This is a genomic window from Bacillus sp. H1a, assembly GCF_000633475.1.
Classification (GTDB): Bacteria; Bacillota; Bacilli; order Bacillales; family Bacillaceae_G; genus Bacillus_A; species Bacillus_A paramycoides.
The window spans coordinates 1-13,860 of sequence record NZ_AYMH01000058.1; the positions used below are offsets into that span (position 1 = coordinate 1).

14 protein-coding genes and 4 pseudogenes are annotated in these 13,860 nt (G+C 35.0%); 11 read left to right on the forward strand and 7 right to left on the reverse strand.

Annotated elements, in window-relative coordinates:
* The 8 genes and pseudogenes from U860_RS31925 to U860_RS31945 form a co-directional block, all read left to right on the forward strand.
* On the forward strand, positions 1 to 440 hold a 440-nt coding region (locus U860_RS31925; RefSeq protein WP_033795477.1), incomplete at its 5' end, for an RNA-guided endonuclease TnpB family protein.
* Between the two features lie 146 nt (positions 441 to 586).
* A pseudogene (locus tag U860_RS31930) lies at positions 587 to 2,391 on the forward strand (FHIPEP family type III secretion protein); the annotation flags it as partial.
* Positions 2,392 to 2,405: 14 nt separating this feature from the next.
* Positions 2,406 to 3,716: pseudogene (gene flhF, locus U860_RS31935) on the forward strand (flagellar biosynthesis protein FlhF).
* Positions 3,717 to 3,759: 43 nt separating this feature from the next.
* Positions 3,760 to 4,563, forward strand: a pseudogene (locus U860_RS31940) (flagellar hook-basal body complex protein).
* A 171-nt stretch (positions 4,564 to 4,734) separates the two neighbouring features.
* Entirely contained in the window at positions 4,735 to 5,571 is an 837-nt protein-coding gene (locus U860_RS0124495) for a helix-turn-helix domain-containing protein (RefSeq protein ID WP_025150584.1), read from the forward strand.
* Positions 5,564 to 6,289 carry an AzlC family ABC transporter permease gene (locus U860_RS0124500; RefSeq protein WP_025150585.1) on the forward strand — a complete coding sequence of 242 codons (726 nt, stop codon included), beginning with the start codon at positions 5,564 to 5,566 and terminating at the stop codon, positions 6,287 to 6,289. Before U860_RS0124495 ends, U860_RS0124500 begins: the two co-directional genes overlap by 8 nt.
* The gene (locus U860_RS0124505) at positions 6,280 to 6,591 is read left to right on the forward strand and encodes an AzlD domain-containing protein (RefSeq protein ID WP_025150586.1); all 312 of its coding nucleotides are present in this window, start codon (positions 6,280 to 6,282) and stop codon (positions 6,589 to 6,591) included. The genes U860_RS0124500 and U860_RS0124505 overlap by 10 nt, the downstream gene beginning before the upstream one ends.
* A gap of 62 nt (positions 6,592 to 6,653) precedes the next feature.
* A complete protein-coding gene (locus U860_RS31945; protein ID WP_000602235.1) occupies positions 6,654 to 6,824 on the forward strand; it encodes a DUF3951 domain-containing protein in 171 nt (56 codons plus the stop codon).
* 124 nt (positions 6,825 to 6,948) lie between these two features.
* On the opposite strand, the gene U860_RS34115 is transcribed toward U860_RS31945, so the two are convergent.
* The 6 genes and pseudogenes from U860_RS34115 to U860_RS0124540 all read right to left on the reverse strand — a co-directional run bounded on the left by U860_RS34115 (position 6,949) and on the right by U860_RS0124540 (position 10,127).
* Positions 6,949 to 7,308 carry a hypothetical protein gene (locus tag U860_RS34115; protein ID WP_081806899.1) on the reverse strand — a complete coding sequence of 120 codons (360 nt, stop codon included), beginning with the start codon at positions 7,306 to 7,308 and terminating at the stop codon, positions 6,949 to 6,951.
* Positions 7,309 to 7,319: 11 nt separating this feature from the next.
* Positions 7,320 to 7,913 carry a dienelactone hydrolase family protein gene (locus U860_RS0124520; RefSeq protein WP_025150587.1) on the reverse strand — a complete coding sequence of 198 codons (594 nt, stop codon included), beginning with the start codon at positions 7,911 to 7,913 and terminating at the stop codon, positions 7,320 to 7,322.
* 2 nt (positions 7,914 to 7,915) lie between these two features.
* Positions 7,916 to 8,251 carry an antibiotic biosynthesis monooxygenase gene (locus U860_RS0124525; protein WP_025150588.1) on the reverse strand — a complete coding sequence of 112 codons (336 nt, stop codon included), beginning with the start codon at positions 8,249 to 8,251 and terminating at the stop codon, positions 7,916 to 7,918.
* 83 nt (positions 8,252 to 8,334) lie between these two features.
* Positions 8,335 to 8,603 (reverse strand): annotated as a pseudogene (locus tag U860_RS0124530) (PilZ domain-containing protein); the annotation flags it as partial.
* A 63-nt stretch (positions 8,604 to 8,666) separates the two neighbouring features.
* On the reverse strand, positions 8,667 to 8,846 hold the full coding sequence (locus U860_RS0124535) for an H-type small acid-soluble spore protein (RefSeq protein WP_025150590.1): 180 nt from the start codon (positions 8,844 to 8,846) through the stop codon (positions 8,667 to 8,669).
* A 66-nt stretch (positions 8,847 to 8,912) separates the two neighbouring features.
* On the reverse strand, positions 8,913 to 10,127 hold the full coding sequence (locus U860_RS0124540; protein WP_025150591.1) for a helix-turn-helix transcriptional regulator: 1,215 nt from the start codon (positions 10,125 to 10,127) through the stop codon (positions 8,913 to 8,915).
* A 117-nt stretch (positions 10,128 to 10,244) separates the two neighbouring features.
* On the opposite strand from U860_RS0124540, the gene U860_RS0124545 reads away from it, so the two are divergent.
* Together U860_RS0124545 and U860_RS0124550 are read left to right on the forward strand one after the other, a co-directional pair.
* Positions 10,245 to 11,513, forward strand: a complete 1,269-nt coding sequence (locus U860_RS0124545) for an MFS transporter (protein WP_025150592.1) — start codon at positions 10,245 to 10,247, stop codon at positions 11,511 to 11,513.
* Between the two features lie 109 nt (positions 11,514 to 11,622).
* Positions 11,623 to 12,147 (forward strand): DUF4398 domain-containing protein, encoded by a 525-nt coding sequence (locus tag U860_RS0124550; protein ID WP_025150593.1) that lies wholly within the window; start codon positions 11,623 to 11,625, stop codon positions 12,145 to 12,147.
* A 276-nt stretch (positions 12,148 to 12,423) separates the two neighbouring features.
* On the opposite strand, the gene U860_RS0124560 is transcribed toward U860_RS0124550, so the two are convergent.
* Entirely contained in the window at positions 12,424 to 12,846 is a 423-nt protein-coding gene (locus tag U860_RS0124560; protein WP_025150594.1) for a YfmQ family protein, read from the reverse strand.
* 197 nt (positions 12,847 to 13,043) lie between these two features.
* On the opposite strand from U860_RS0124560, the gene ucpA reads away from it, so the two are divergent.
* Positions 13,044 to 13,838: an SDR family oxidoreductase UcpA gene (gene ucpA, locus U860_RS0124565; protein WP_025150595.1), complete on the forward strand. Its 795-nt coding sequence runs from the start codon at positions 13,044 to 13,046 to the stop codon at positions 13,836 to 13,838.
* Positions 13,839 to 13,860 lie beyond the last annotated feature (22 nt).

A 13,860-nucleotide genomic window follows, 5' to 3' on the forward strand; every position in this document is an offset into this window, starting at 1 on the left:
GACGTGTGAAAGGTTCAGAGCGTTGGAATAAACAACGCATTCGTGTAGCTAAGTTGCATGAAAAGGTGGAAAATCAACGTAAGAATTTCCTTCATCATAAGTCTAAAGAATTGGCTACTCATTTTGATGTTGTAGCAATAGAAGACTTACATATGAAAGGAATGTCACGAGCACTTCGCTTTGGTAAAAGTGTTGCGGACAACGGTTGGAGGATGTTCACGACATTTTTAGCATATAAGCTACAAGAACAAGGAAAACAACTTGTAAAAATAGATAAGTGGTTTCCTTCTACAAAGATGTGTAGTAGTTGTGGAAATAGAAAAGACATGTCGCTATCTGAACGCACTTATGAGTGTTTTTGTGGCCTAAAAATAAGTCGTGACTATAATGCAGCTATCAACATTAAAAAGGAGGCCATACGCTTATTGGCGTTGGCATAAATAGCACAAAATAACCTTTGGAACAAGGGAGTTAGCTCGGCTGTTCTAGGACGAATTCGTTAGCTATTAAAAGTAACGATTAACCGAGAAGCCCCCACTTCAAGTAAGCTCGTAAGAGATACTAAGTGGTGGGTAATTCACCAGACGGAAATGCGGGTCATGTTATTGAAGAGTTCGGTCAGTTCGTAATTGGCGGAAACTTATTAATGGGTATCGTTATTTTTACAGTATTAATCATATTCCAGTTTATCGTTGCAAACGGTGCGTCGCGTACAGCTAAAGTTGCAGCTCGTTTTACACTTGATTCTTTACCAGGGAAACAAATGTCTATCGATGTGGACTTGAACCAGCGCATTATTACAGAAAAGGATGCACAGGCGAAACTAAAAAATTAAATATGGAAACAGAGTTTTACGGAGCGATGGATGGTGCCGGAAAGTTCATTAAAGGGGACGTTATATTCGGGGTTGTCATTTTATTCGTAAACATTATTTTCGGTTTAATTGTTGGTATGATGCAGCAAGGAATGAGCTTTGAAGAAGCGACTCTTCATTATACACAGTTAACTGTCGGTGACGGAATTGTAAACCAAATTGGTTCGTTAATGCTCGCGATTTCAACAGGTATTATCGTAACGCGAGTATTTGACGGTTCACCTGATACAGTAACTGAAGGAATCTTTAAAGAGTTATTAGCTCATGCAGTTGTTGTATATGCGCTCGGTGGTTTATTTATCGCAATGGGTATTTTTACTCCGCTACCATTTCTACCATTTGCACTCGTTGGAGGCACGATTATATTCTTAGGAGTTCGTAATAAAAAACGAATAAAGAAAGAAAAAGAAGACGAGCTTCAAAAAGAATTAGAAATGATTCAAGGTGATGAAGAGCAACTGCAACAAGTGGAAGATTCATTCGGAGTCTTTACAGATAAATATCCAATTATCGTAGAGCTCGGATTAGATTTAGCGGCACTTGTAAAGCAGAAAATTAATGGGGAAACAGCTCGTGATAAAGTTGTTCTTATGAGGAAGTCGATTATTACTGACCTTGGTATTAACGTTCCTGGAATTAACTTTAAATATAATACGAGTTTTAGACCGCGCGAACGTTACATTATTCGTATTAAAGGTGCGAAGGCGGCTGAAGGTGTTTTAAAATCAGGTTATTTATTAGCACTGAAAACACCGAACGTAATGGCTGATTTAGATGCAGAACCAGCGGAAGATCCAATTTTCGGTGAAGATGGATATTGGATCTTGGAGCATATGGTACAAGATACACAAATGAAAGGCTATCAAGTATTAGAGCCACTTAGCATTTTAATTACGCATTTAGATGTTGTCGTTAAACGTAACCTTCACGAGTTAATTCAGCGTCAGCATGTGAAAGATTTAATTCAATCGCTTGAAACTGATAATGGCGTTTTATTAGAAGAGATTAAGAAAAAAGAAATCGATTTATCACTCGTTCAAAATGTTGTGAAGCAGCTTCTGAAAGAAGGAATTTCGATCCGTGATTTACCGACAATTATTGAAGGTATCATTGACGGGAAAGAAATTTATCAAAACCATGTTGATGGCGTAACATCATTTGTTCGTGAATGTATTTCAAAAGTTATTTGTGAGAGTGCGAAAAATCCTGACGGAAAAATTTATGCGGCGCTATTCTCTGATTCAATCGAGCTAGATGCAGATGTTGTTAATAATTCATACCAAGGTTATTTATTAAACTGGGATCTAGATTTAGAAACATGTGTAGTAGAGCAAGTACAGCGCGTTTTCAAACAAGCTCGTTTAATGGGAAGAGAGCCAGTATTATTAACACGCAGAAAAGATTTCAGATTTGCGATTGTGAGACTTCTTGAGCGTTATCAAATAGAAGCTAAAGTATTATGTATTAGCGAATTAGCACCAGAAATTGTTGTAGATCAAATTGCTTATATTGAATAGTAGGGGGGGAAGTAATGGAAAGTACAGAAAAAAAAGAAGCGTTAATGCGAATAAAAGCAGCTTCGAAAAATGAATTGTATCGAAAATTATTTGACCAATATGGTACAGATTATTACTACGTTGTCGATGAAAGTGTAAAACGGAACATCCCGTTTTTCTGGAAAAAGAATTATGAAATGTTAGTTGCTTTTCCTGAAGATAAACAGGAAGAAAGTAACGAAGGCGTAGCTCAATTTCATGAACAATTAATGGATGTTGTAGGTGAGCCTTCAGAAGAAATCGTGAAGGCGAATGGAATTCAATCAGTACTACACAATTTAGAAAACGTAACGACTCCTATGTCATACGCGGCGATGCAAACTGGAAATAGTGAAGAATGGGGAAGAAAAAAAGAAAAACTATTACAACTGTTTGAAAAAGGAATCGTCGTTGTGAAACATACGGAGGAGACGAAAGTAACGAAAAAACAACCTGCTGTGAAACAAGCTATTCCTGTAAAGAAAGAAGAGGTAGCTATAAAAAACGAAAAGCAGGAATCTGTACCGTTTATCATTCAAAAAGTAATTCGGATGTTAGAGCAAAATGATGTGGAACAATATTTTATTCATGCATATGCTTAAAAGTTAAAAGTGAAATTTGAGAGTGCAACGATGATTACGGAAGAAGAAGTGATCGGATACATATTGGAAGATATGAGATCTCATTTCAATACGGAAAACGTATTCGAAAAAGAGGTACAAACAATTGCATTAATCGGTCCAACTGGAGTCGGAAAAACGACGACACTTGCGAAAATGGCATGGCAGTTTCATGGGAAGAAAAAAACGGTTGGTTTTATTACAACAGACCACTCGCGCATCGGGACAGTGCAGCAATTACAAGATTACGTAAAAACAATTGGATCAGAAGTAATTGCTGTGCGAGATGAATCCGCAATGACACGGGCGCTTACTTATTTTAAAGAAGAAGCGCGCGTCGATTATATTTTAATTGATACGGCGGGAAAAAATTATCGTACGTCAGAAACGGTTGAAGAAATGATCGAGACGATGGGGCAAGTAGAGCCAGATTATATTTGTTTAACGTTATCAGCTTCTATGAAAAGTAAAGATATGATTGAAATCATTACGAACTTTAAAGATATTCATATTGATGGTATCGTATTTACGAAATTTGATGAAACAGCAAGTAGTGGTGAGTTGTTGAAAATTCCAGCTGTATCATCAGCTCCAATTGTATTAATGACAGATGGACAAGACGTGAATCAACATATACATATCGCTACAGCTGAACATTTAGCGAAACAAATGTTACAAACATCGTAAGAAAAGAGGTGAAGAATAAGGCACTTGCCTTATTCAAACGAGTATGAACGGTCTTTATATAGATTCTATGGGTATGATGAATTACATGCAACGTTTAAATGTTCATGCGAATAACGTCGCAAATGCCCAAACAACAGGGTTTAAAGCAGAAAATATGACTTCTAAAGTATTTGATGTGTAAGACACATATCGCCGCGGAGATGGAGCTACGACAAATATCGGTTCGGTCGATTACGCTGTCGTACCAGCTGCGAGTCATGTGAATTTAGCGCAAGGAAATGTACAAATTACAAATAGCCCTACAGATTTCTTTATAGATGACGGTGCAGCAGGCACATCATCATTTTTCGTTACTTCAAAAAATGATGAAACATTTTTAACGAGAGATGGAAACTTTACAGTGAATAGCGACCGTTATTTACAAACAGCATCTGGCGCTTTCGTTATGGGTGAGAATAATGAACGTATTCGTATTCCTGAAAATGTAGATTTTTTCGTATCTAATAATGGGGAAATTTATAGAGAAATTAACGAGGGAACTCTGCAGGACCCGGATATTAAACGAATAGTAATTGCACAGTTGCAGACAAAATCGGTAGATGCAGAAACGAACGCTCGCCTTGTGCAACGTGAAAATAAAAGCTTTACACTAGCAGAAGGAAACGTTGCTGATTTACCGAACGGAACAGGGGCAGTACGTAATCATATGCTAGAAAATTCAAATGTAGATATGACGAAAGAAATGGCAGATTTAATGACGAATCAAAAAATGATTCAAGCATCGCAGCGTCTTATGACCTCATTCGATAAAATTTACGAAAAAGAAGCGAATGAAATATTGAGATAAGGGACTCCCAGATAGCGGGAGTCTTTCTTTTTATAAGTAAAAATAAGTTGTGGTTAAAAATTCAGAATTATCAGTTGACTGTGCGAGGTTTCTTTTTTATATTAGTAGCTATAGCAATAACTACTATTTGGGAGTGAAGTTTAGAGCTATATAGATTGTGAGGGATTACAAATGGATGAAATTATAAAGGAATTACATAAGCTAGGTTTTTCTCAGTATGAATGTAAAGCATATATTGGTCTATTAAAGCATTATCCAGCAACAGGTTATGAAGTTAGTAAACAAACAGGAGTACCTCGTTCAATGATTTATGAGGTGCTTGGTAAGTTGATGGATAAAGGTGCAGTACATTTAGTTCCTTCTGAACCAGTGAAATACGTACCTGTAGCAGCTACTGAATTAATGGATCGAATCCGAAAAGACTTTGAAAGGTCTTTTGAATTTTTAGATGAAAAATTAAATTGTTTAGAGCAAGAGCGACAAATAGATGTAATTTCGCATATTCGCTCAAATGAGCGTGTTTTGAAAGAAATATGCAATATAATTAATAGGGCGAAGGAAGAGTTATGGATTTCTGTATGGGAAGATCAAGTGCATGAGATTGAACCGTTTATTCATAAAAAGGAAGCGGAAGGAGTACATATATTTTCAATCTTATTTGGTGCTCCGAAAACAAAAATAGGAGCGACATTTCATCATAATTATATGACGCCTCACGTTGTTGAAAAGAGAATGGGTGGTCATTTAACTGTTATCGCGCGTGATGGAGAAGAAGTTTTAATTGCTAACTTTTCAAATGATAGCACTTCATGGGCAGTTACAACATATGATCCAGCTTTAGTTCTCGTTGCTACAGAGTATGTTCGGCACGATATTATGGTGGAAGAAATTACGAAAGAGTTTGGTGCTGATAAGCTAGATACATTATGGCGTGAAAATATAGATTTAGTTCATGTTGTAACAGGAACACGTAGTATGGAAGAAATGGAGGGAGAAAAAGGTGAGTAAAGCTCAGGCACATATGACATTGCAGAGCGATGATACATTTCAACAAGGCGTAAAGGATTGTTTACCAACTGTATTTGGATATTTAAGCATCGGTATAGCAGCGGGGGTTATTGCAAAGACAGCTGGTTTCTCCGTTATAGAAATTGCTTTTATGTCCACTTTAATTTATGCAGGTTCCGCCCAATTTATATTAGCAGGTATGTACGCAGCGGGTGCTCCGGCTTCGGCAATCATTTTTACAGTATTTTTTGTTAATCTACGCCACTTATTAATGAGCGCTGCGCTTGCACCCTATTTCACGAAAATTCCTCTATTTAAAAACTTAATAATCGGTTCGCAAATTACAGATGAAACTTTCGGTGTTGCAGTGCAGCACGCAGCGCAAAAAGGCTATTTAGGTGAAAGGTGGATGCTAGGACTAAACGTAACGGCATATTTAAATTGGATTATCGCTACAATTATCGGCGGGCTCTTTGGTGAATGGATACCAGATCCTCATACGTACGGGATGGATTATGCATTACCAGCAATGTTTATCGGATTATTTGTTCTTCAGCTAATAAGTAGTAAACCGAAACTAGCAATTCATCTTACTGTTGCAATTGTAGCTATTATTATTGCGTATGTTGCACACTTGTTTATGCAAGAAAGTATAGCAGTTATTATCGCAACGCTGTTAGCTGCGACAATTGGGGTGGTGATTGAAAAATGGAAATAAGATTGGATATATTATTACTTTTAATTGCGGCAGGAGCTGTCACACTCGTACCACGTATTTTACCTCTACTCGTATTTAGTAAACTACAAATTCCAGACTGGGGTTTGAAATGGTTAAATTACATACCAATTGCGATATTAGCAGCACTTTTAGCGCAAGTATTATTTATGCACGAGACGGTGCAGTGGGATTATATCATTGCGGCAATTCCGACTTTTTTCGTAGCGATATATACTCGTAGTTTATTAGGAACGGTATTAACAGGAGTCATTGTGATTATTTTGTTACGTTTCTTTTTCTAACAAGGATTCCATTCATATAATAGCGAACAGTGTAATAATATGAAGCATATAGGGGTGGTGTTATGATACTTTTAACGATAGGTGCTATTTTATTAACGTTATTTATTTTCTTTATTATTGGTTTCATTACGTTTATGATGTTTGTTGATAAGGCAACACCGCAAATTTATTATACACCTTGTGAATCAGTGACAGTGAAATCTAAAGGTAAAAATAGAAGGAAGAAAAGTTGATGTTGGGCTTTTCTTTCTTCTGTTTTTAGATTCTTACATCTTGTATAATTCTTCTAGTATATTCCTGCAATTATTCTCACGGCAAAGTATATCTTTTAATGTTTGGATGGTGATTAATTATGCTTTACATTCCCGAAAGAACTAACAACAATAATCCAAATAAAAAACTAATAAAAGAAAGAAACCAGATAGGTATGGAGAAAACCCGATTATTTTTCCATTCGCGTACGAAAACGATGAAGCCTAAAACACAAAGAAAAAACCAAATGGGCAAGAATATAAACTGACTAACTTTCTCAGGTAGTAATGAATAAAAATTTGTTAAATACAATATCCAATTTGCAAAAAATAAAGCGCATACGATGAATGATTGTAAGTGTGATCGGTTTAAAAATGTCCCTTTTCTTACTATCATAAAAATGAGAGCTAATGCTGAAATAAAGGGAATCATTATGAATATGAATAATAGTAATGTAAGTGACATATGAAACTCCTTTACGAGATAGCTTTCATAAGAAATGAATCAATTATATTGTATACTTGCTTTGTAGATTGTTCGTTATATGCTACTGTATACGGATTTAAAAATCCATGATCACCATGTAGGTGTTTTATTTCTAATAACGGGTTGTTTTGATGATGTAATGTTTTGATCAAGGAGGGTACTGAAAAACTAGCTTCTTTTTCAGGAAAAATAAGTAATGTAGAACATATAGGTTTAATGTGAACATAGTCACGTATACGGGAACCGTAACATCCAATGCTAAAATCTATTTTCGGATTGTTACTACAGAGCCAGGAAATTGTCGCTCCAATGCTAAAGCCGATAAGTCCTATATGTGTGTAATTACTGGAAAGGCTAGCGACGAGTTCTTCAATTTGTTTTTTTCCACCATCAAATCCAATGTGATTCATAAAATGTTGATATGCTTTTTCTTCATCACTATAATGAAATGAATTTTGTAGTTGTAGAAGGTTAGGACAGAATACATCTGTATTAGATGATGTGAAGTGGTCTATAACATGCTGCATATGATCATTCACACCGTATATCTCATGAACAACAACGAGAGCTAATTTTTTCTTCATAGTCACAAAACTTCTCCCTGAAACTTATATTCTTTCTCCACAAGGCAAATTCGTAGACGAAAGTTTTCATACCATTGCTCGCGCCCTCTTTTTTTCGCTTCTATATGTAAGGCGTTCGTTTTCCAATTTTCAATTGCTTCAAGTGATTCCCAATAAGAAATTGTAATCCCTAGGCCAGATGAATCACGTGAGCTTTCTACGCCTAGAAATCCAGGTTGCTGTTTTGCAAGTTCCTCCATCTTTTCGGCAACGGTACTATAGTCTGTTGTGTCATTTGATAGTTTAGAAGTAAATATAACTGCATAATAAGGACTAGTTTTTTGTGAAGTGTTCTCCATACATTCTCCCCCTTTAAAATCAGTTTATAGTTTGTATTTTAGCACGTAATAAAAGGAAAAGAAGCACGAGGCTTCTTTTCTTTTTATGCGGTAAATTTTAATCCGGCATATATTTTACGACCTTTTTTTGAATCCAGCACACTTGATCTTCATGATTTTGAATATTACGGTATTTCACTGTAACTTGTATAATTTGGTCTGTTGTGAGTGGGGTGTTTGTTTGTACTTGGCAACCACCAGCACTATAATCGATAATGGTTGCTTCAATTGGAATTCCGTTAATATGCAATGTTCCAGGAAACATAAGTGGTTCACGTATGTGCTGTCTTCAATATTGTCGTATCTTTTGCTTGCGAAGGCTAATAAGTAATTCAAAATAAAAAAATGCCACTTCAGAAAATTGAAGTGGCGTTGCTTATATTTCCTCTAAGCTATTAACTGGAACTGTTAATTCGCGTTCTGGATTTGTTACTTCATATATGCGGGCGGTTTCGTTGCTTTCGTCAACCTGTTGAATCATAACAGGCATGCCTTGAAAACTGACATTGGTTTGTTCTGAGGACTCAGAAAGCTCTTTTGCGCGTTGTATATTCATTTATATTCCTCCCATCATTATTATCTTTGCTAAAAAGGAGGGGGAATATACCATTTCGAGACATTCTTAAAGTTTTTGTATTATTTGTAATGTTTCTTTAATAAATGCAGAGAAAATAGAATCCGGATAAGATTGTATAATTTGATTTGCTTTTGTTGCTTCTTCAAGAGCTCTTTTTTTATTATTAAGTTTGACGTAACAAAGGGCACGATATGCACCTGCTGTTGTAAGCCATGCTTGATCAAGTGGATGGTTCATATAATCCGGTATGATACCACGTTGCAATGCTTGTAAAGCCTCATCGTAACGTTTTAAACCGTATAAAGCTTTTCCTTTTTCAAGATAATACAATCCGTCGTCTTGAAAAATTGGCTCATCTTTTAGTTTTTCTCGAAATTGTTCTAGATGTTCTAATGCGATTGTATATTCATTAGTAATTGTGTTGTAATAGTAAGCTTTTAAAATATCAATAATAGCAATGGATAAAGTATCTTCTGTAAAAATGGCAAATTGCTCAGATTTTTTTATGTAATGTAAATACTGTTCTTTATCAGCCGTGATGACTTTTTGGTAAGATAGTATACGGTAAAATTCATCTGTTTTATAATACACTTGATGTTTTTTTGAAAATGCTAATGCCTCTAATATGATTTTCTCACATTTTTCATAATCGCCACATGCTAGTAAAATGATGGCTTCATATAAATATAACTCGATATGTATAATGAGATCCATTTCTAAATGTTTCTCTTCATAGTCATTTCGGATACTAGCTATAAGTTGTAAACATTCTTCATACTGTTTACGTGTGAATATCGTATAAGATAATTTTAATTTTGTTTCCGTACTGTCACGGTATAAAGTATATTTTTCAAAAATAGAAGTAGCCTTTTCAACGTAATATTCAATGTTGTAATCTTTCATTATAGCTGCAGCTGTTACAAATTGTTTATATAAACGAGCAGTATTTAAAGTAGGAGGTAGCTCTTTTTGAACGATAGGTAGTAAAGTCTCATATACTGCATCACACTTATTTGCTTTTATTAGTTGTTCCATTTGTTGAATGAGTTCTACAATTTCTACATCATTTTCTTCTAATAAAAAACTTGTTTCGCATCCAAGTTTTTCAGCAATATATTGTAATGTTTTCATTGAAGGTGTAGCTTTTCCGTTTTCAATTTGACTTAGCATACTTTTTGTCAGTTCTGAACCTGCTAGTTCAGTTTGAGTAAGCTTTTTTTCTTTTCGTAACGTTTTAATTTTTTCACCGAGAGTAGCCATCATATGCTCCTTTACAATTAGAAAGTTAAATACAATTAAACTTTTTGTTGTAAAAATTGGAAAGTTGATTATATAATAAGTTTAACACAATTTAACTTTTAAGGGGAGAGTGTCATTATGGGGGATGTAAGTATAGGTCAAAATGATTCGAAAATGAAGATTGCAACGAGAAATATTATTTTAATGATGATTGGAAAAATGACATCTTTATTAGGTGCAGGTATTTATACGTTTGCAATGGGGCTATACGTATTAAAGACAACGGGTTCAGGAATGGGGTTTGCAACTACTCTTATTTGCGGATCAATACCAAGAATGATTTGTGGACCGATTGCAGGTGCTGTGGCTGACCGCGTCAATCGAAAATGGCTTGTAATTGGCACGGATTTATTAAGTAGTTTAACGATGCTTATTATGTTTATTCTTGCTACTATATTTGGACCGTCACTTCTGTTTATTTATGTTTCAGCAGCATTATTATCAATTTGTGCAAGTTTTTATTCTGTAGCATTAACTTCGTCTATTCCTAATTTAGTAGATGAGGAGCGCATTCAAAAAGCGAGTGCTTTGAATCAGACGGCAGCATCTTTATCAAATATTTTAGCGCCAATTATTGGTGGAGTTGTATTTGGTTTCTTTTCAATTAAGTCGTTCTTTCTGTTAAATAGCATTACATTCTTTTTAGCAGTTATTATACAATTATTTATCGTATTTGATTTATATAAAAAAGAAGTGGCTGAAAGTAAAGAGCATTTTTTGACGAGTATAAAAGAAGGTTTTTCATATGTAAAACGCCAGCATGAAATATATGGTTTAATGAAAATCGCGCTATGGGTAAACTTTTTTGCTTGTGGGCTAACCGTTGCACTTCCATACATTATCGTCCAAACATTGCATTTATCTTCAAAGCAACTCGGTACTGTAGAGGGAATGTTAGCAGTCGGGATGTTAATGGGTGCGATTGCTTTATCAGTGCGTAAAGAAGTGAATAATCCGTTTCGTTCTATTTATAGTGGACTGTTTTTATTTGCGGGTTTGAGTTTATGTACAGTCTTCCCGTTGTTAGTTACCATTCCGAAAGTAGCAAGTTTTATTTACTATATTGCTTTTATGATGTTAACTGGTATATCAATTATGATTGTAAATATTCCGATGCAAGTACATATGCAAAAGACGACAGATCCGAGCTATTTAGGGCGTGTGTTCGGCCTACTTGAAACAATTGCTACTGCAATCGCACCGCTCGGTATGATTGTATATGGATTATTATTAGATATGTTACCTACTAGCATTGTTATGATGACAATAGGCGGAGGATTATTGTTAGTTGTATTAGTTGGAGTAAAGCAGCATATGGCGAAAAGAAAAGTGGATGTGTCAGCTTAAAAGAAAATTTTAACAAGATAAAAATGACTATATTAGTATTTTAGTTTTTGAAACTCTTTTTCATGTATGTTACAGTAAAGTGAGCAGGCAAAGAAAAGGAGAAAACATCATGAAAAAATTAAGTTTTATTATGCTTTTTCTGTTAGTCGTAATGACTGGATGCAGTAATTATGACACTTATATAGAAACAGGTATGCAATCATTAAAAAATGAAAAATATAGTGATGCGATTATGTGGTTTGAAAAGGCGGAAAAAGAGAAATCAGGAAATGAAGCGAAGTCATATAAAGAAGTTGCTCAAATAATGGATCACGGTGCAACAGCATTAAAAGATGGGAAGTATTTAGAAGCGAAAGACGATGCAAATGAAGTATTGCAAAAGAAAAAGGACGATACACTTGAAAAATCCGTAAAATCAAATGCAGAAGATATGCTTCAAAAAGCGAAAGACGTTGAAGAGAAAGTAAATGAGAGAGTAGCGAAACGAAAAAAGGTAGATGAAGAAGGAATCGATAAAGTAATTAAAGCTGTTGATAGTATAGATGATGTAAAAGAAAAAGAGAAGAAGGTTTCCGAAGCGTTAGATAAGGCTGAAGAGGCACAAGTGAAAATTGAAGCGAAGAAAAATAAATAGAGTTATATTTTAAAAGAGGGTATCCTATAGTCGAAATTTTTGATTAGGTGATACCCTTTTTATTTCGTACAATAGTACACGAAATTATATGAGCGATTATTCGAATATATCGACCGCAAATCCGAAAATATAGGCGATTATTAAAATGTATATTCACTTACTATGGGGTGTATAGAATTAACCTAAAATGTAAAGGAGTTCATGGATATGAAAGAAGGAATCCATATGTCTATGGATTCCTTTTTAGTATATATAAATGAAATTAATAAAAGAGCATTAAGCTAAATCAGCTGACACGAACATATCGCTATTTTGAAGGTTTTTAGAGCGCAAACTATAAGCAACCACTTTCTTTTTATGTTGTTTTACAACGTCAACATGCTCTTCATGACCATAAATATAAAATATGAAATCTTTTTTGCCACGTTTTGCATTGATAATTAATGGAGTGCCCTCATTTTGTGGTGGTGCATAATAGCGATCTAAAAATAAACCTTCGTTAAAATCATTAATAATTTGAGATTTCTTATCGCCTTCTAAACTATTTCCATTAATCGTTATAGTAGCATTCTCTTCATCAATTTGCGGATGTGTTTCATATCGGCTAATGATGGATTCAATAACGGAGTTTGGAAGACTAGAAACGATAATTTTAAATGCCCCAAATACAACTAACAGTACAATAAACCAAGTCGTCATATTGTATCATCCCCTTTACACTATTAAATAATATAACCCATATGGTAATAGTACATATGGTGAAGTTTTGTATATTTTGTGAAGAATTTTCCTTTTTTGAACGTTTTTTAACAAATCGAGATGTTTTAAATGTGTAAGGGAATATTTGGTATGATAAAAATGTAAAGGTTTTCTATCGATTATAAGGGGGTTATGAAATGGGGAAATTAGATGGAAAGGTTGCTTTTGTTACGGGAGCTGCGATGGGGAATGGGGCTGGAATTGCTCATGTGTTTGCAGAGCTAGGGGCGAAAGTATTACTTGTTGATATTTCAGAGACAGTTCATGACACTGCAAAAGAAATTGTTAGTAAAGGATTAGATGCTGTGAGCTACGTAGTTGATGTGGCTAATTTTGACGCTGTAAAAGAAGTAGCGAAAGATGCATATGAGAAGTACGAAAAGATTGATATATTAGTCAATAACGCAGGCGTAATCCGGCTTGCTAATTTTCTAGATATGTCTGATGAAATGCGTGATTTTCAATTCCAAGTGAACATTAATGGTGTATGGAATTTCTCTAAAGCAGTGTTGCCATATATGATTGAGAAAAATTACGGGAAAATTGTTAATATGTCTTCTGTAACAGGAACATTAGTAGCTGATGAAGGTGAAACAGCATATGCGACGACAAAGGCAGCGATTTGGGGATTTACGAAAGCATTGGCGCGTGAAGTTGCGAAGCATCGTATTACTGTAAACGCGATTTGTCCAGGTTATATTATGACGCCAATGGCAGAGCAAATTGCAAATGAATCTGATCCCAATAAGCCAAGTAATGTCATCGATGGTATTGCTTCAGGTGTTCCGTTAGGAAGATTAGGAAAAATTGAAGAAGTAGGTCAGTTAGCAGGGTTTTTAGCATCTGATGAATCAAGTTACATAACAGGTACACATATTGTAATTGATGGCGGTAGCACATTACCAGAAACTGTTTCGGTCGGTGTAAAATAAAGTTTAACTAATAACCAGTGGG